At 43.7% G+C, this 17526-nt stretch carries 18 protein-coding genes; all 18 read right to left on the bottom strand.

Features of this window, described 5'->3' with window-relative positions:
* Positions 1–331: 331 nt before the first annotated feature.
* The 18 genes from lysS to MOB98_RS19885 all read right to left on the bottom strand — a co-directional run bounded on the left by lysS (position 332) and on the right by MOB98_RS19885 (position 17444).
* Positions 332–1831 carry a lysine--tRNA ligase gene (gene lysS / locus MOB98_RS19970; protein ID WP_268360646.1) on the bottom strand — a complete coding sequence of 500 codons (1500 nt, stop codon included), beginning with the start codon at positions 1829–1831 and terminating at the stop codon, positions 332–334.
* Between the two features lie 91 nt (positions 1832–1922).
* On the bottom strand, positions 1923–2924 hold the full coding sequence (gene dusB / locus MOB98_RS19965) for a tRNA dihydrouridine synthase DusB (RefSeq protein ID WP_268360644.1): 1002 nt from the start codon (positions 2922–2924) through the stop codon (positions 1923–1925).
* Positions 2925–2938: 14 nt separating this feature from the next.
* Positions 2939–3157, bottom strand: a complete 219-nt coding sequence (locus MOB98_RS19960; RefSeq protein WP_268360642.1) for a helix-turn-helix domain-containing protein — start codon at positions 3155–3157, stop codon at positions 2939–2941.
* On the bottom strand, positions 3109–3612 hold the full coding sequence (gene folK / locus MOB98_RS19955) for a 2-amino-4-hydroxy-6-hydroxymethyldihydropteridine diphosphokinase (RefSeq protein WP_268360641.1): 504 nt from the start codon (positions 3610–3612) through the stop codon (positions 3109–3111). Before folK ends, MOB98_RS19960 begins: the two co-directional genes overlap by 49 nt.
* On the bottom strand, positions 3609–3971 hold the full coding sequence (folB, locus tag MOB98_RS19950) for a dihydroneopterin aldolase (RefSeq protein WP_268360639.1): 363 nt from the start codon (positions 3969–3971) through the stop codon (positions 3609–3611). The genes folK and folB overlap by 4 nt, the downstream gene beginning before the upstream one ends.
* Positions 3964–4821 carry a dihydropteroate synthase gene (gene folP, locus MOB98_RS19945; RefSeq protein WP_268360637.1) on the bottom strand — a complete coding sequence of 286 codons (858 nt, stop codon included), beginning with the start codon at positions 4819–4821 and terminating at the stop codon, positions 3964–3966. The genes folB and folP overlap by 8 nt, the downstream gene beginning before the upstream one ends.
* Positions 4803–5684, bottom strand: a complete 882-nt coding sequence (gene pabC / locus MOB98_RS19940; protein ID WP_268360649.1) for an aminodeoxychorismate lyase — start codon at positions 5682–5684, stop codon at positions 4803–4805. The genes folP and pabC overlap by 19 nt, the downstream gene beginning before the upstream one ends.
* On the bottom strand, positions 5684–6268 hold the full coding sequence (gene pabA, locus MOB98_RS19935) for an aminodeoxychorismate/anthranilate synthase component II (protein ID WP_268360635.1): 585 nt from the start codon (positions 6266–6268) through the stop codon (positions 5684–5686). Before pabA ends, pabC begins: the two co-directional genes overlap by 1 nt.
* Before the next feature lie 13 nt (positions 6269–6281).
* The gene (locus MOB98_RS19930; protein ID WP_268360633.1) at positions 6282–7694 is read right to left on the bottom strand and encodes an anthranilate synthase component I family protein; all 1413 of its coding nucleotides are present in this window, start codon (positions 7692–7694) and stop codon (positions 6282–6284) included.
* 161 nt (positions 7695–7855) lie between these two features.
* The gene (gene cysK / locus MOB98_RS19925) at positions 7856–8782 is read right to left on the bottom strand and encodes a cysteine synthase A (RefSeq protein WP_003218399.1); all 927 of its coding nucleotides are present in this window, start codon (positions 8780–8782) and stop codon (positions 7856–7858) included.
* Positions 8783–8857: 75 nt separating this feature from the next.
* The gene (locus tag MOB98_RS19920; RefSeq protein WP_268360631.1) at positions 8858–9751 is read right to left on the bottom strand and encodes a peptidyl-prolyl cis-trans isomerase; all 894 of its coding nucleotides are present in this window, start codon (positions 9749–9751) and stop codon (positions 8858–8860) included.
* 47 nt (positions 9752–9798) lie between these two features.
* Positions 9799–10674, bottom strand: a complete 876-nt coding sequence (hslO, locus tag MOB98_RS19915; RefSeq protein ID WP_268360629.1) for a redox-regulated molecular chaperone HslO — start codon at positions 10672–10674, stop codon at positions 9799–9801.
* An 11-nt stretch (positions 10675–10685) separates the two neighbouring features.
* Positions 10686–11462, bottom strand: coding sequence for a type III pantothenate kinase (locus MOB98_RS19910; protein WP_268360628.1), 777 nt, complete (start codon positions 11460–11462; stop codon positions 10686–10688).
* Positions 11463–11652: 190 nt separating this feature from the next.
* On the bottom strand, positions 11653–13566 hold the full coding sequence (ftsH, locus tag MOB98_RS19905; RefSeq protein ID WP_268360627.1) for an ATP-dependent zinc metalloprotease FtsH: 1914 nt from the start codon (positions 13564–13566) through the stop codon (positions 11653–11655).
* A 97-nt stretch (positions 13567–13663) separates the two neighbouring features.
* A complete protein-coding gene (hpt, locus tag MOB98_RS19900; RefSeq protein ID WP_268360626.1) occupies positions 13664–14206 on the bottom strand; it encodes a hypoxanthine phosphoribosyltransferase in 543 nt (180 codons plus the stop codon).
* The gene (gene tilS, locus MOB98_RS19895; protein ID WP_268360625.1) at positions 14203–15621 is read right to left on the bottom strand and encodes a tRNA lysidine(34) synthetase TilS; all 1419 of its coding nucleotides are present in this window, start codon (positions 15619–15621) and stop codon (positions 14203–14205) included. The genes hpt and tilS overlap by 4 nt, the downstream gene beginning before the upstream one ends.
* A gap of 103 nt (positions 15622–15724) precedes the next feature.
* Positions 15725–16741 (bottom strand): serine/threonine protein kinase PrkT, encoded by a 1017-nt coding sequence (gene prkT, locus MOB98_RS19890; protein ID WP_268360624.1) that lies wholly within the window; start codon positions 16739–16741, stop codon positions 15725–15727.
* A complete protein-coding gene (locus tag MOB98_RS19885) occupies positions 16707–17444 on the bottom strand; it encodes a VWA domain-containing protein (RefSeq protein ID WP_268360623.1) in 738 nt (245 codons plus the stop codon). The genes prkT and MOB98_RS19885 overlap by 35 nt, the downstream gene beginning before the upstream one ends.
* Between the last annotated feature and the right edge of the window lie 82 nt (positions 17445–17526).

Here is a 17526-nt window from a genome sequence, read left to right as displayed (position 1 = left end):
CAGGATCAAACTCTCCGATAAAGTAGTTTGACTGACTACGCACATCGCTGTGCGATTTATAAAAAATGAATTAACAGGTACGTTTTGTCTTGTTTAGTTTTCAAAGATCATTTTGTTCACTTCGTTCAAGCGACTTTATTATTATAACTCGTTGTCTCAGTGAAGTCAATAACTTTTTTTGAAGTTATTTTTTTCGTTATCGCCTTGTTTAGCGGCAACGAATAATAATATACCACCATGTAAATAATAGTGCAATAGTTTTTTTGAAGAAATACTTAGGAATTTAAAAAGAGCGGCATCCTTTCTCCATAAAGGATGCCGCTCTTCTATATTAGCGTTGTCTCATTTGCGGGAATAACAGCACATCACGAATAGAAGGAGCATTCGTTAGCAGCATAACCAGACGGTCAATACCGATGCCTAACCCCCCTGTTGGCGGCATACCGTATTCCAGTGCTTCAACAAAGTCTTCATCCATCAGATGAGCTTCATCATTGCCAGCTTCACGCTCTTTTAACTGCGCTTCAAAGCGTTCTCTTTGATCAATAGGATCATTCAGCTCTGTAAACGCATTTGCATGTTCACGTCCAACGATAAACAGTTCAAAACGGTCTGTAAAACGCGGGTCCTCAGGGTTTTTCTTAGCAAGAGGAGAAATTTCTACAGGATGACCGTAGATAAACGTTGGCTGAATAAGCGTTTCTTCAATTTTTTGTTCGAAGAATTCGTTAATGATATGGCCTACTGTCATAGACTCTTTAATCTCTACACCATGTTCTTTAGCATATTCACGCGCCTGTTCAACAGTAACCTCTTCCCAGAAGTCAACGCCAGTCGCTTCTTTGACTGCGTCAACCATATGGATTCTTTTCCACTCAGGTTTAAGGTCGATTTGTTCTTCCCCGTATTGGATCGTAGTCGTTCCAAGCACTTCTTGAGCGATATGGGCAACGAGGTTTTCTGTTAAGCTCATGATATCTTTATAGTCTGCATACGCTTCATACAACTCAATCATCGTGAACTCAGGGTTATGGCGTGTTGAGACACCTTCATTACGGAACACACGGCCGATTTCATATACCTTTTCTAAACCGCCGACGATCAGGCGTTTTAGGTGCAGTTCAATTGCAATACGCATATAGAGCGGAATGTCTAACGCATTATGATGAGTGATAAACGGACGTGCAGACGCACCTCCAGGAATGCTGTGCATTGTTGGTGTTTCTACTTCTAAGTATCCATGATCATCAAGGTATCTTCTCATAGCTTGAATGATCTTGCTTCGTGTGATGAACGTATGTTTGCTGTCTGGATTTACGATAAGATCCAGGTAGCGTTGACGGTAGCGCTGTTCAACATCTTTTAAACCATGGTATTTGTCTGGAAGCGGGCGAAGCGCTTTTGTCAGCAATTCAAAAGAAGTTGCTTTAACAGACAATTCGCCTACATTTGTTTTGAAGACTTTTCCGGTTACGCCGATAAGATCACCGAGGTCAGAAGACTTGAAGATTTCGTATTGATCGTCACCAACACTGTCTTTTCTTACGTAGATTTGAATTTGGCCTTCTAAGTCTTGAAGATGTGCAAATCCGGCTTTTCCTTTGCCGCGTTTTGTCATCATGCGGCCTGCGATTGTGACTTCAATCGCTTTTTCTTCTAACTCTTCTTTGGTTAGATCTTGATATGCCGAAATAACTTCCTGAGACTGATGAGTTCTTTCAAAACGTGCACCGAACGGATCAATGCCGTTTTCTCTCAGCTGATTCATTTTATCGCGTCTGACTTGCAGCTGGTCGTTCAATTCTTCATGGTTATGCTCTTCTTGACTCATTGTTATCACTCCATTACAGATATTGTTTCATAAAAAAAGCAGAAAAACTGCCAGCGCAAAACTGGCAGTGAGCAGCAAATAGAGGTGAGTATTATCCTACTTTTGCGTTTTGAAGCTCTTTTGCCTCAACTTCAACCGTAAATGCATCTAAAAGCTGTACAAACTCTTCTCTTGTCTCGCAATGATTGATTTCATTACGAACATTCGCATTGCCCCTTACGCCTTTCAGATACCATGCAGCGTGCTTTCTCATTTCTCTTACCGCTACATTTTCACCTTTTAAGTTAATCAGGCGGTCAAGATGCAGTTTGCATACCGCCATTTTCTCGCGTACTTGCGGCTCTTCTTTTAATTCACCTGTTTCAAGGTACTGAACCGTACGGTAAATCATCCACGGATTGCCCAATGCAGCGCGTCCGATCATGACACCGTCTACTCCTGTTTCATCGAGCATACGCTTAGCATCCTGCGGCGTCTTCACATCGCCGTTCCCGATAACCGGAATCGATACTGATTGTTTTACTTCTTTGATGATGTCCCAGTTTGCCGTTCCTTCGTACATCTGCACTCTTGTACGGCCGTGAAGCGCAACGGCTTTTCCGCCCGCACGTTCTACGGCCTGTGCATTTTTCACTGCGAAAATGTGGTCTTCATCCCAGCCCATTCTCATTTTCACTGTAACCGGTTTTTCAACGGCATCCACTACTGCAGAAACCATTTCGTAAATCTTATCAGGATCGAGAAGCCATTTGGCTCCCGCATCGCATTTTGTAATCTTTGGCACAGGACAACCCATGTTAATATCAATAATATCAGCAGTTGTGTTTTGATCTACAAACTTCGCCGCTTCTACAAGGGTTTCCTTTTTTCCTCCGAAAATTTGAAGGCTGAGCGGTTTTTCGCGTTCATCAATGTAAAGCATGCCCATTGTTCTAGCATTGTTGTAAAGGATTGCTTTGTCACTGACCATTTCAGCGCATACCAATCCAGCTCCGAACTCCTTTACGGTCAATCTGAATGCAGAGTTGCAGACACCAGCCATAGGAGCAAGCACAACCTGATTTTTCAATTGAATATCCCCAATTTTAAACAAATTTTCTCCTCCTTTCATTTGTTATTTTTTTCGGGCGGCGCCAATTCGTCCGCGCTTATATTTAAAACATCTGTTGCATCTTGAATGATGGCAGCTGACGGCAATCGGTTTCCGCGTTCAATTTCGCCGAGAATAGAAACTGATATACCTAATGCTTTTGCAAATCCTTCTTGAGTATAACCTTTCAGCTTTCTGAATGCACGAATTCGTCTACCCCAGATTTCTGCTTCCATACTCTTACACCTTCTTGGTCGGTTTCCGCGTTTTTTGCCTCTTTTTCAACCTGCGGGCAAATCTCCGCAAGCGGCGCAAGTACAAACATACGCTCATACATTCTCGGATGCGGAACAATTAGTTGCTCTGTTTCAATATTTTCACGATTAAACAGCAAAATGTCAAGGTCTGCCGTCCTCGGCCCCCATCTTACTTCCCTTGTTCTTCCTAATTCATTTTCGATGTGCTGCGTCAGTTCAAGGAGTTCAAAAGGGTTCAGTGACGTCTTGATTTCAACAGCCATATTCAAAAATTCATCTTGGTCTTCGTATCCGACAGGGTCAGTTTCATAAATAGAAGACACTTGAGTGACCATCACCGCATCATGCTGGTGCAGCAAGGCCACTGCTTGTCTTAAATACGTTTCTCTATCTCCAATGTTAGATCCAAGTGCAATATAAGCTATGTTGTTCATGATTTTTTTCTCGTGATTTCAATTGCTACTGATTTATAGTGTCCGGGAATTGGCGGGTCGGGCTTAATCACTTTCACAGTACATTGCTGCACCGGCTGAAATTTCCGAAGGACCGTATCAGCAATGCGTTCCGCCAGCGTTTCCACTAACTTCACTGGCTCCCCTTCTACGATATCCTTACATACGTGATAGAGCTCAGCGTAGTTGATCGTATGCTCAAGGTCGTCTGTTTGTCCGGCTTTGCTTAAATCCAGCTCAGCAGTTAAATCAACTTTAAACCGCTGGCCGAGCTTGTTTTCTTCTTTGAACACACCGTGATATCCGTAAAACTCCATGCCTTCTACATAGACTTTATCCATGGTGCACCCCTCCCTTATTCAGCATCGCATCCATCATTTTCGCCATTCTGGCTATTTGTTTTACGTCATGGACCCTGACAATGTCGCAGCCTTTTTGAATGCCGAGACATACGGTCGCACCGGTGCCCTCAGCCCGCTCCTCAGGCGGAAGATCCAGAACACGTCCGATGAATCTTTTTCGGGAGGTTGCCAAAAGAACCGGATACCCCAGTCCGCTGAAAATTTCCAGTCTGTTCATTACTGCCAAATTGTCATGATACGTTTTCGCGAAACCGATACCCGGATCAAGAATAATGTTCTTCTCCTCAACTCCGGCCCCAACAGCGATTTTTACACTCTCCATTAAGTCCGACAGCATATCCGGTAATAAGTCATTGTAATTTCTCTCTGGGCGGTTATGCATGAGAACGATTGGAACATTGTGTTCAGCTGCAACCGAAGCCATCTTCGGATCATGTTTCGCTCCCCAAATATCATTGATGATGGATGCGCCGGCTTTCACAGCTTCATCTGCGACAGAAGCCTTGTACGTATCTACGGAAATCGGCACGCCAAGTTCTTTTGTGATCCGCTCAATCACCGGAATCACTCTGGACATCTCCTCATCCTCTGACACGTACTCAGCACCGGGCCTTGTCGATTCTCCTCCGATATCAATGATATGTGCACCGTCATCAATCATCTCTTTCGCGTGCAGGAGCGCCTTGTCTAAGCTGTCATATTTTCCGCCGTCCGAGAAAGAGTCAGGCGTGACGTTTAAAATCCCCATCACCAGTGTCTTCTCTTTATATGATAAAGCGCTGGGCTTGGTGTGGATTACTTGTGTTTGGTCTATCGTTTGCTGCGCCATTCTCTTCCTCCCATTTCATGAATCATGTTCTTTATTTCTTTTTTGTAAAGCGTTTGAAGAGCAGAGACTGCTTCTCCGCTGAGACCCGCATAATTGACTTCTTCTATTTTCGTAAACGGGATGATCTCAAGAACCGAGTTCGTCATCCACGCTTCATCAGCTGTCAAAAGAGCTTCTGACTCATATAGGCCTGTTTTGAGCTCCAGCCCTATTTTCTTTGTATGTTCTATAACAAAACGTCTCGTGACACCGTCCAGAATACCGGTATCAAGTGACGGGGTATAGATGCAGCTGCCTTTTCTCCAGAAAACGTTTGATATGATGCCCTCTGCAACAGCACCATCCTCTGTTAAGAAAATCCCTTCGATACGGGGATCATTTCCGATTTCCCGCTTCGCATACATATTATTTAAGTAATGATGAGATTTTAACCGAAATGGCCCCTCTGGTGTGTTTCTCCGTATCGATAAAATCTTCCCTTCTTTTTGTAAAGGTAAGCTTTCTGGGTTCAGCTGGTTCACAAAGCATAAAACAGTTGGCTTATCGTAAGTCTGGGCAACAAAGCCTTTATCGCTGATTCCGGCTGATATGTCCAGCCTGACACGGGCATTCCCATCCTTGATATCATTCAGCCAAAGCAGCTTGTCCAGCATCTCAAGGATCTCATCCTTTGAAACCGTATATTCGATCTGCAGATCCTTAAGCGCCCGTTCAAGCCTTTCTATATGCCAATCAAGCAAAAATGGGCAGCCTTCGTAAAGCCTGAAGGTTTCGAAAACACCGATCCCATATAAAAATCCATGGTCAAAAGGAGAAAGAACTGCATCTTTCTCCTCTATATACCGGCCGTTTACATATATCATCACGCAATAACTTCCTTGCGGTATGTCTCAATGAAATTTCTGAGCATTTCTTTCCCAAAGGAGGTCATTATAGACTCTGGGTGAAATTGCACGCCCTCTATCGGGAGGTCATTGTGGCGAATGGCCATGATTTCTCCTTCTTTCGTTTGTGCTGTTACTGTGAAACAGCTTGGAAGCGTCTCAGGTTTAACAATCAGCGAGTGGTAACGAGTCGCGACAAGGGGATTTTTCAAACCTTCAAAGATTGTTTTGCCGTCATGCTCGATATCCGAGGTTTTTCCGTGCATCAGCCGTTCTGCCCTAACCACGTCACCGCCAAACACTTGGGCGATGGACTGATGTCCGAGGCATACACCGAAAATGGGAATTTTGCCTGCAAAATGTTTAATAGCTTCAAGGCTGATTCCTGCCTCATCAGGACTGCACGGTCCAGGAGAAATCATCAGGAAATCCGGAGACAGCTCTTCGATTTCTTCAACAGTGATGTCGTCATTACGTTTTACAATCAATTCTTCCCCAAGCTCACCTAAATACTGCACCAAGTTGTACGTGAATGAATCGTAGTTATCAATCATTAAAATCATTTCTCCGCTCACCTCATCTAATTTTTGTCTCTTCTTTGCTCAGCTCTAATGCCTTTTGCATTGCAAAAGCTTTTTTGAATGATTCCCTGTATTCGTGCTTTGGAACAGAATCAATCACAACTCCTGCGCCGGACTGCATAAATGCCTGCCCTCCGGTTGCATAAATGGTTCGAATGACGATATTAAACTGCAGATCGTGATTATATCCAAACCATCCTATAGATCCAGTATAAAGCCCGCGGCGTGTCGGCTCAAGTTCTTCTATAATTTCCATCGTTCTCACTTTGGGAGCACCTGTAATGGTTCCTCCAGGAAATACAGCATGAATAATATCTACAGCGTCATACCCATCCTGCAGTTCACCTTGGACGTTAGACACAATGTGCATCACATGCGAGTATTTTTCAATAGCCATGAATTCGTTCACGCGCACAGACCCGTAACGTGATACTCTTCCCAGATCATTTCGCTCAAGATCAACCAGCATGACATGTTCAGCTCGTTCTTTTTCGTTGTGGATCAATTCGTTTGCGAGCGCCTCATCTTCTTCATCGGTTTTCCCTCTGGAACGGGTCCCGGCAATCGGTCTCGTCTCTAATCGTTTGCCCTTTTTGCTGACAAGCAGTTCAGGCGATCCGCAAATAATTTGAAAATCAGGTGTTTCTAAATAGGCCATATACGGAGAAGGATTCACTTCTCTCAGGGCCTTGTAAATTTGATACGGGTGGGCAGACAGTGACTGTGACTGCCTGATTGACAGATTGACTTGAAACACATCTCCACTGGCAATGTATTGTTTGATTTTCTCTACTGCTTGTGAGAATCCATCCTCAGTAAATGGTGCCGCAAAGGAACCGTCTGCTTCATGCTTCATCTCTCGCGAAGGAACAGCAGGAAGCTCAGTCACCCACATGCGCTCCAGCTCAGATAGCTTCGCCTCTGCAGATTTTTGATCAGAACCATTAACATGAGTAATCAGCCACAGAGTCTCTTCTTGAAGGTCATAAACTGCTATATCATCAAAAACAAGAAAATATATATCCGGTGTTTCCAGGTCATCTAATGAAAGCATTTTAAAGTTCTCAATGTAACGTGCGTAATCATAGCTAAGAAACCCGATTGCCCCGCCTTGAAAATCCGGAAGCTCATCATCCGTTTCTGTTTCCAGCGTTTTAAACCAGCTGTGGAAGGCACGTAAAGGATCACCTTCCTTAAACAGCATCTCGTCACCATGCTTAATGGTGGTAATTCCGTCTTTTCCTTTTACAGTCGCAATTGGATCAAGACCGGCTATCGTGTATCTGCCGCCTCTTGCACTTTCAAGCAGTACATGCTGTTTTTTGGATTGCGCAAGTTTCTCAAATTGTTGTAAGAATGAATCTTTTTGGAAGGGTACTTTTTTGCCTGCCGGTCTGCGTTGTGCCATTTATATCATTCCTCTATTTTCTATTTTGCTTGTTTTTTATTGTAAAGCAATCTTGTTAGTGAAAAAAGTGAATTTCTCTTCCAAGAATAACATTCGTCGCAGACACGGCATATTTGATGCACAAATAAAAAAAACTCCCGGCGGACCGGGAGTTTGCTTTTTTAATCGAATTGGTACAGCGGCGTGCTCAGATAACGTTCGCCGTTACTTGGAATGATAGCTAATACTTTTTTTCCTTTTCCAAGTTTTTTCGCCACTTGAAGAGCAGCATAAATTGCCGCACCTGATGAGATGCCTCCGAGAATTCCTTCTTCACGTGCAGCTCTGCGCGCATATTCAAATGCTTCTTCATTCTTCACAGGGAAAATTTCATCGTATACTTCCGTGTTTAAGATGTCCGGCACAAATCCAGCTCCGATCCCCTGAATTTTGTGGGGGCCTGGTTTTCCTCCTGAAAGCACTGGAGAATCTGACGGTTCAACAGCGTAAATTTTGATGGAAGGGTATGCTTCCTTCAGAACTTCACCCGCTCCTGTAATCGTTCCGCCTGTTCCGATTCCCGCCACAAATGCGTCAAGCTGATCATCACCGAATTGTTCAACGATTTCCTTACCCGTTGTTTGACGGTGAATTTCTGGGTTCGAAGGGTTATTAAACTGCTGAGGCACAAAGTATCCATGCTTTTCAGCAAGTTCTTCAGCTTTCTTAATAGCACCTTTCATGCCTTCCGCACCAGGAGTTAGCACAAGCTCAGCACCGTATGCGCGAAGAAGGTTGCGGCGCTCCATACTCATTGTATCAGGCATAACCAAAATAGCTTTTAATCCTTTAGCAGCAGCAACCATCGCAAGACCGATTCCCGTATTTCCGCTTGTCGGTTCAATGATTGTATCACCAGCTTTTAATTTTCCTTCTTTTTCAGCGGCTTCAATCATGGCTAAGCCGATACGGTCTTTTACACTGCTTCCAGGGTTCATGTATTCAAGCTTTAGATATACATCCGCACTGTTTTCATCTGCAAGGCGATTTAATTTAACGATTGGCGTATTCCCAATTAATTCAGTAATGGAGTTTGCTACACGTACCATTCTCGACACCTCAATTTCCGACTATTTGTATTGGTATTATGTATATAATCTATCAATTTCAAAATTTTTTGTCAATCATTTAGTACTTTTTTCCCCATAAAACCAAGATACATCAGCTTCTTTCCATAGCGTTTTGACTGTAGCTTTATCACCTAACTGATCCATTGCGATTTGCCGCCTGATCTGATCCTTCACTTCATCATATGAGAATGTCCTTGCCTTTAGTTTTTCTTTCAGCTGAATCACGGCATATCCGTTACTGACCTTTATCGGCTCCTCAGACCATTCATCCTCTTTGAGTGTTTTAGCTTCTTCAATGTATGCTGACGGGATGTTGTCTGATGCTTCTGTGACAAAGCCTAAATCTCCGCCGTATGGTGATGTATATCTGTCTGTGGACCTTTCCGCTGCAACAGCTTCAAAGCTAGAGCCGCCTTTTAGTTCTTTCAGGACTTCTCTCGCTTCTTCTTCATCTTTTACAACAATGTGCCGAATTCGATACGAATCATCAAACTGATACAGTTCTTTATTTTTATTATAGAATGATTTCATTTCACTGTTTGAGATATCAATATCCCTCGTTAACAATTCTTCGAGGAGAATATTATAACGAATTTGGTCTTTCCACTCTTTTTCAGTTGTATGTTCGTCTTCGTAAAAGGAATTGTTGACCGCTTTAATCAGCAAAAATTCACGATCAATTTCATTTTTAGACACTTTGAGATCGTTCTTTTTGGCGAGCTGCTCAACGACACGGACATTGATCATATCTTCAAGAGTCGACTTTCCATATTGATCTTCCATTTCTTTCAGCCATTCTTCTCTTGTCACGCTTTTGCCTCCGATCGTCGCAATAGACTCACCGGACGGCGATGCGCCTGCTTGGGATTTGGTCAGCGTATACGCAACGGCAATACAGCAAACCAGCAGCGCCCCTAAAATAACGGTCCAGATTGTTCTTGATTTCAAACCTGCTTTCAGCCCCTTTTCTTAAATTAAAAAACCCGCTAAAGAGCTTAGCGGGTAGTTTGATCACGAAGCCCTTCCAGCTCTTCTTTTGTAAATAAGTACTTTTCATTACAAAAATGGCATACAGCTTCGGCTTGTCCATCTTCTTCTATCATATCTTGAATTTCATTTTTGCCTAGTCCTAAAATAGCTGTTTCGAAACGTTCTTTTGAACAAGGACAATGGAATCTAACAGGCATCGTTTCTAAAATCTCAGGCTTCTCACCTAGGACCTCTTCCAAAATTTCTTCAGGTGTAAGCCCTTTTTGGATGAGCTTAGAAATCGGCTCTACTTGAGATAGCCGCTGTTCAATTTTTGTGATCGTTTCATCATCTGTTCCCGGCATAAGCTGAATAATAAAGCCTCCTGCCGCAAGAATGGTATTGTCAGGATTCACGAGCACTCCTACACCCACTGATGAAGGAACCTGTTCCGATGACACAAGATAGTAGGTGAAATCATCGCCCAATTCTCCTGAAATAATTTCTACTTGTCCTGTGAAGAACTCGCGCAGCCCTAAATCTTTTACGACACTTAACGTTCCGCTCGTTCCAACCGCACGTCTGACATCAAGCTTGCCTTGTTCATTTAAATCAAAATGTACTTGCGGGTTAGAGACGTACGCTCTGACTTCCCCTTTTGCATTGGCATCAGCCACAATTGCTCCGATTGGACCTCCGCCCTCGATTTTCACTGTCAGCTTGTCATCGCCCTTCAGCATAGCGCCGAGCATAAGCGAAGCTGTCATTGTACGGCCCAGTGCAGCGGATGCTGTCGGCCACGTGCCGTGCCGTCTTTGCCCCTCATTTACCATTTCCGTTGTTCTCGCTGCATAAGCGCGAACTTTTCCTTCATAAGCAAGTGCTTTTACTAAATAATCCATTACAAAACCTCCTATACACTTCCTACGCGGTTTCGTTCATAAATCAATTCCAGCCCTTTAAGGGTTAAGAATGGATCAACGATATCTATACAATCTGATTCGTTTGCAATGAGCGGCGCAAGGCCTCCCGTCGCAATGACCTTTGGTTCCTGTTTAGCCTGCCATTTCATTCGCTTGACGATTCCTTCCACTTGACCGACATAGCCAAATAAAATTCCAGATTGCATCGCGCTTACAGTGTTTTTTCCGATGATATTGTCAGGCCGGGTGATTTCGATTCGCGGAAGCTTTGCCGCACGCGAGTAAAGCGCCTCTGTCGAAATCGTAATCCCAGGAGCAATCGCCCCGCCCATGTATTGTTTGTTTTCATCTATATAGCAGTACGTTGTGGCAGTTCCGAAATCAACAACAATTAACGGATTGCCGTATAAGTGTATCGCAGCGACAGCATTTACGATTCTGTCTGCTCCCACTTCTTTCGGATTGTCATATTTTATATTTAAACCGGTTTTCATACCCGGACCGACAATTTGCGGTTCGATATGAAAGTATTTTGTGCACATTCTTTCTAACGCAAACATGATTGGCGGCACTACTGATGAAATAATAATGCCATCTATCTGTTCAAACATAAGTCCGGAATGGTCGAATAAAGAGCGCAAAATCATCCCAAACTCATCTTCTGTTTTATGCCTGCTTGTTTCTATACGCCAGTGATATTCTAATTTTCCCTCATGATATACACCAAGTACAGTATTGGTGTTCCCCACATCAATAACCAGTAACAACCTCTATCACCACTTTTGAATAGTTTCTCTATATTACTTTTACAAACATTCTACAATACCATACACGATCAGCGGCTCATTTGTAAACAAATCGATACCAGAATTGGATGATTGCAAAAGCGGCTGCTTGAGGCAAAATTACATAAAAAAACTGCCAGCGTCAGCTGGCAGTTTTTAGAAAGAAAGCGAATTACTCTTTTGTATCGTCTTTCTTTTCTTCTGTCTTCGTCAGAATGTTTACTTTCACGTCATCATTCTTCTCATCATCAGAAAAATTGCGCTCTGGCAATGTTCCATGATCGACAAGGTGTTTGATTTGTTCAGCGTCCAGTGTTTCAACTTTCAGAAGCGTTTGAGCAATCAATTCAAGCTTGTCACGATTTTCAGTCAGGATTTGTTTCGCACGCTCATAACATTCTTTGATGATGCGCTGAATTTCCTGATCAATTTCGTAAGCGATCTGATCACTGTAGTTTTGTTCGTTGTTGAAATCACGGCCTAAGAATACCTGACCGCCCTGAGACTGTCCAAATTGCATTGGTCCCAGTTTATCTGACATACCGAATTCTGTAACCATTCGTCTAGCAATGTTTGTCGCACGCTGGAAGTCATTGTGCGCTCCTGTGCTAACTTCACCGAAGATAATCTCTTCAGCGACACGTCCGCCCAAGAGGCCGACAATTTTATCAAGCAGCTCGGGCTTTGTTTGGAAGTAACGGTCTTCTCTTGGCAGCATAACAGCGTAACCGCCTGCCTGCCCCCGAGGAACAATCGTTACTTTATGAACCATATCTGCCTCATCTAAAACAAGTCCGATAACGGTGTGTCCGCCTTCGTGATAAGCCACGATATTGCGTTCTTTCTTAGAGATAACGCGGCTCTTCTTAGCTGGTCCGGCAATTACGCGGTCCGTCGCTTCGTCAATATCACGCGCATCGATTTTTTTCTTATTTTGACGAGCTGCCACTAGTGCAGCTTCATTCAGGAGATTTTCTAAGTCAGCGCCCGAGAAGCCAGGTGTTCTCATGGCAATTGATTTCAGGTTAACCGTTTCATCCAGCGGTTTGTTTCTCGCATGGACTTTCAATACAGCTTCACGGCCAATGACATCTGGGCGGTCCACTGTGATTTGACGGTCAAAACGTCCCGGACGAAGTAAGGCTGGGTCCAAGATGTCCGCACGGTTCGTCGCAGCAATGATGATAATACCTTCATTGGCGCTGAATCCGTCCATTTCAACAAGCAATTGGTTGAGCGTCTGTTCACGTTCATCGTGTCCGCCGCCGAGACCCGCTCCACGCTGGCGTCCGACTGCGTCAATTTCATCAATGAAGATCAAACAAGGCGCATTCTTTTTCGCATTTTCAAACAAGTCACGCACACGGGAAGCACCGACCCCTACAAACATTTCAACGAAATCAGATCCGCTGATGCTGAAGAAAGGTACGCCAGCTTCACCCGCACAAGCTTTGGCCAGCAATGTTTTACCGGTACCAGGAGGTCCGACTAAAAGTACGCCTTTTGGTATTCTTGCACCAAGCTCGGCAAACTTGCGGGGATCTTTCAGAAACTCAACAACTTCAACGAGTTCTTGTTTTTCTTCGTCTGCCCCTGCAACGTCTTTAAATTTGACGCGTTTCTTTTCCTCTGTATAAAGCTTCGCCTTGCTCTTACCAAAGTTCATGACACGGCTGCCGCCGCCTTGAGCCTGATTGAGCAGGAAGAAAAACAGAATAAAGATAATGACAAATGGGATGATAGTCGTCAGGAACGTCACCCATCCGCTTGTTTCTTGAGCGGGCTCAACCTTTACGTCTGTCTTTTTCAAAGCATTAAATATCTGGTCTGCTCCCTTTCCTTCAGGAACATGAGTCAAAAAGTATTGATCTTTGTCGTAGTTTTTCAGCTGTCCTTTTACCTCATAAACACCTCTGACAGGCTGAACCGATACGCTATCAACTTTCCCGTCATCCAGGTTTTTGATGAACGTACTGTACGACATATTTTCTGTTTTCGGATTTGAGGTCTGGAAGTAGCTCACAACCCCGATTACTACTAATAAAATAAGTAAATAAAAAATGGTATTACGGAAGACCCGATTCATTCCTTACCTCCTCCCACAGTAAGCACAACTATGTTCAATAGTACCATAGAAAATCATTCCAATACAAACAATAACCATCTCGGAAGCAGGCTGCCGATCAGCTTTCATAAACTGCCGGTTTTAACACTCCGATATAAGGCAGATTGCGATAGCGCTCAGCATAATCAAGTCCGTAACCCACTACAAACGCGTCAGGAACTTTAAAGCCTACAAAGTCTGCTTTGATGTCCGCTTTTCTTCCGCTCGGTTTATCCAAAAGGGTAACAATCTTAATTGATTTTGCTTTACGGTATCGGAAGAGCTCTACTAGATAACTTAAGGTTAACCCACTGTCGATGATATCTTCAATAATTAAGATGTCCCGGCCCTCTACAGATGTATCCAAATCTTTAATGATTTTGACTTCTCCAGAAGAAACCGTAGACTTTCCGTAGCTTGATACATCCATGAAATCCATTTCCAAATATGTATCAATATGCTTGATAAGATCCGCCATAAAAGGAAGCGCTCCTTTTAACACACCGATTGCCAACGGAAATGTATCTTGATACTCGCTCGTTAATTCTGCGCCTAACTCTTTTACTTTCTCTTGTATCTCTTCCTCTGAGATCAGTACTGTTTCGATATCATGTTTCATCATGATTTTGCTTGCCCCCTACACTTTTCATGCTGTCTATATTGTAATACAATGCGGTCGCTGTTTGGAATCACAAGATCTTCAAAAATTGATTTTTTCAAGCCCGGTATCCAGATAATTTCACCGCTTGCGTCAGTCACAATCGGCCAGCTGTCTCTTTCTCGGAGAGGCAGTTTCTTATCAATAAATATATCCTTTACCTTTTTCGAGCCGTTCATCCCTTTTAGTTTAATCCGGTCTCCAGCTTTTCTTGTCCGGATCGTTAAGGGAAATCGAACCTTTTTTGCACTTGTAATAAAAACAGCATTCCCATGTTCTTCAGGCGATTCCGCATAATGCTTTGCCTCTATCAGAAATCCATTGGGGAGCACTGCCGTTTCGCCAGCAGCTCCGCTTATTTGGTATTCAAAGGGAACATTTTTGCACTGCCATTGTTCAAATGTAAACAAACATGTCTGATATGATTTGACCACCCTCAGCCCTCTTGGGAAATCCAATACTCCTGAAGGACTGCCTTTTTCAGCCCACTCAAGAAACTGCTGAATATGATGAGCTGAAAAGGATGATGGAACGTTTTCATAAAGATAGTTTAATATTAGTTGAACTCCTCTTCTTTGTAAAGGCATCGGGAGGGCAAGCAATTGAGAGGAATTGATTTCAACTGATGTATTAGACTGGCTTGTGATTACTTTATTCATTTCATCTTTCGTTAATGACTGTAAGAATTGCTCATCTTCCGTCAGTGCCTCGCTTACTTTCTGAAACCTTTTATGCACATCCGGCGACTCCTGTTTCAAAAACGGGAGGACTGTTTTTCTGAATCTGTTCCTGGTGTAATCATCTTTGGCATTGCTTTCATCCGTGCGGTAGCTCAAGCCGTTTTCACGGCAATAGTGAAGGATCTCTTCCTTAGTAATGGTTAAGAATGGCCTGATGATCCGTCCCGTCCCAAAACGCCTGACAGCCTGCATTCCCGCAAGTCCCGCTCCAAGCGTGCCCTTAGCCAGTCTCATAAGGATCGTTTCAATCTGGTCATCACCGTGATGCGCAAGTGCCAGATAGTCCGCTTGATGCTTTGACATGACTTCCTCAAAAAATTGATAGCGGCAATCACGTGCTGCAGCCTGTTTATTGAGACCTTTTTCCTGTGCATAAGCGGTTACATTGATTTGAGCCGTTTCACACACGAGCTGTTCAGCCTTACAATAAGCTTGGACAAAACGCATGTCCTCCTCGGATTCCGCGCCCCTGAACCGATGGTCAACGTGCGCCGCAATAATATTCGCTGAACGGCCGCATAACGTATGAAGCACGTGGAGAAGCGCCATTGAGTCCGGACCGCCGGAAACGCCTACAATGATTGTGGTCCCTTTTAATGAAAGATGATGTTTGCTAAAAAAATCTTTGACACTTTTCACAATGTCCTCCTCACAATGAGCAGGTTTTTTAAAGATATTCATATCCTATCACTTTCAATCCCTCCAAGCAAAGAAGAAGCACAGGCTTAGCAGATTCCGCCACTCAGATTAAGAAAAAGATAATGTAGGCAAAATAAAGCGCTAACACACTGACCACAATAAGCGTTGTTTCAAACAATCCGCCTGACTTCGCCGCCTTCTGTTTTGGAGTGTATCGCGTCTTCGTTACTTTCCCTTGGCGCGGTTTTTGCTGTCTTTGTCTTGTGACAGGCTGCGGTGAAGCTTTTACAGCTTGTTTTCTCTGTACTGCATTTTGCCCCGCGTCGAGCATATCCTTCTTCATTTCAACTGCGGATTGATAATCTCCATTCAATGCTGATAAAAGCACTTTTTTATACTTTTTCAGCAGCGCATTTCCTTCAATGAGAGATCTAAGCTGTTCCTTAGACTGGTTTGTTTTCTTGAATTCTTTTTTATACACGCTGTTGATCATAATCATGGCAACCGCGAACAAATCATAGGATGGCTCTGCTTTTCTTGTTCCATACCCCCAATACCCTCTGTCATAAAACTCTGTATACTCTTTTATGGCCCGGCCTTCCTTTGTCGTGCCGCCTACATCGATGCAACGGATTCTTGCAGGCGGACCGTTTACGATCAGATTATCAGGTTTAAGATCGCCAAATATCCATCCTTGCTGGTGAAGCACTGATAAGCTGGATAACAGTTGAATCATCAATACCGGTATCCATTCTGCCCCTTTATCATTGACGAATTTCAGAAGCAGCGGCCCTTTTATGTATTCCATTGCATAAAATGAAACTTTCGTATTGGCACTGGGGATATAGGCGTCATCCGTATCAAAAAAAGAAGGCCCCATCGTAACGGACTGGGCCTTTGAAAAAGATTTCAAGACATTCACTTCAGAAGTAATAGACAGGCTGTCATCACTCACCTTTAAGGCAACATGTCCATCTGATGCTTCTGCCAAATACACAATTCCATTGGCGCCTTTTCCTAGCTGTTTACGCAATGTATAAGTGTTTCCATTCCACTTGCCTTTGATTGTCGTACCCGGCTTAAGATTACATGCCAAACTCGTCAAGGCGTCGTTCATCATCTGCCAGCATGCTCCTTCTTGAGCGGATTTTTTGAAATTGCAGAGTCGCTTCACGTATCGCCGGACCTGTCGGCGTGATCCCGCCAGTTGAAAGCTTTGCAAAGAGAGTGGAAAGCGATTGCAGCTTCGGTGTCCAGTTCAGCACAAGCTCGACCTCTTGTTTTTTCCCGGGAAATATACACATCGCAAATTCGTTATTGCCGATTCGGGAATTGAGGCTGACAGACAAATCGATCAGCGCCTCTTTCACTGTAGGAAGCTTAGGCGCCATACTTGCGCTTGTATCAACCAGAACCAAAACCTGAAGATGCACCGTTTCTCCAAGCTCGTCTACCACTTCCATGACTTCGCCGCGCTTTTCCGGAGAAAGCTCCTCCATTTCCACATTCTTTCCGAGAATTTGTTTCAGCTCTTGATTAACCACGCCTTGTAAGGTTTGCGTCATCGCTTTTTTTGTTACCATTTGAACGGTTTGTGAAAGCTGAGACGCATATACAACCTGATGCACGCCGCCTCCGGCAAGTGCAATCCCTTCGACTTCCTTCATTGCCTCAGGGTCAATTTGGTTTTCTTCCATTATACCTATGACATTTACAGTAATCCCCTGCTCCTTAGCAAAAGCAGCCATTGCAAGCGGGTCTTCCCCATGATTCGAGCAGCCATCCGTTATCAGCAAAATTTGATTTAAATGTCCGTTATTCACATTCATTCCTCCTGGAGAATACGAGGATTCTCAGATTCATATATTCCCATCTTCGCCAGAAGAAATTTGATTTATACGGAAG

Source organism: Bacillus sp. N13C7 (assembly GCF_026790065.1).
GTDB lineage: Bacteria > Bacillota > Bacilli > Bacillales > Bacillaceae > Bacillus.
Note: the sequence above shows the minus strand (reverse complement) of the source record. Positions and strands in the feature narration are given on the sequence as shown.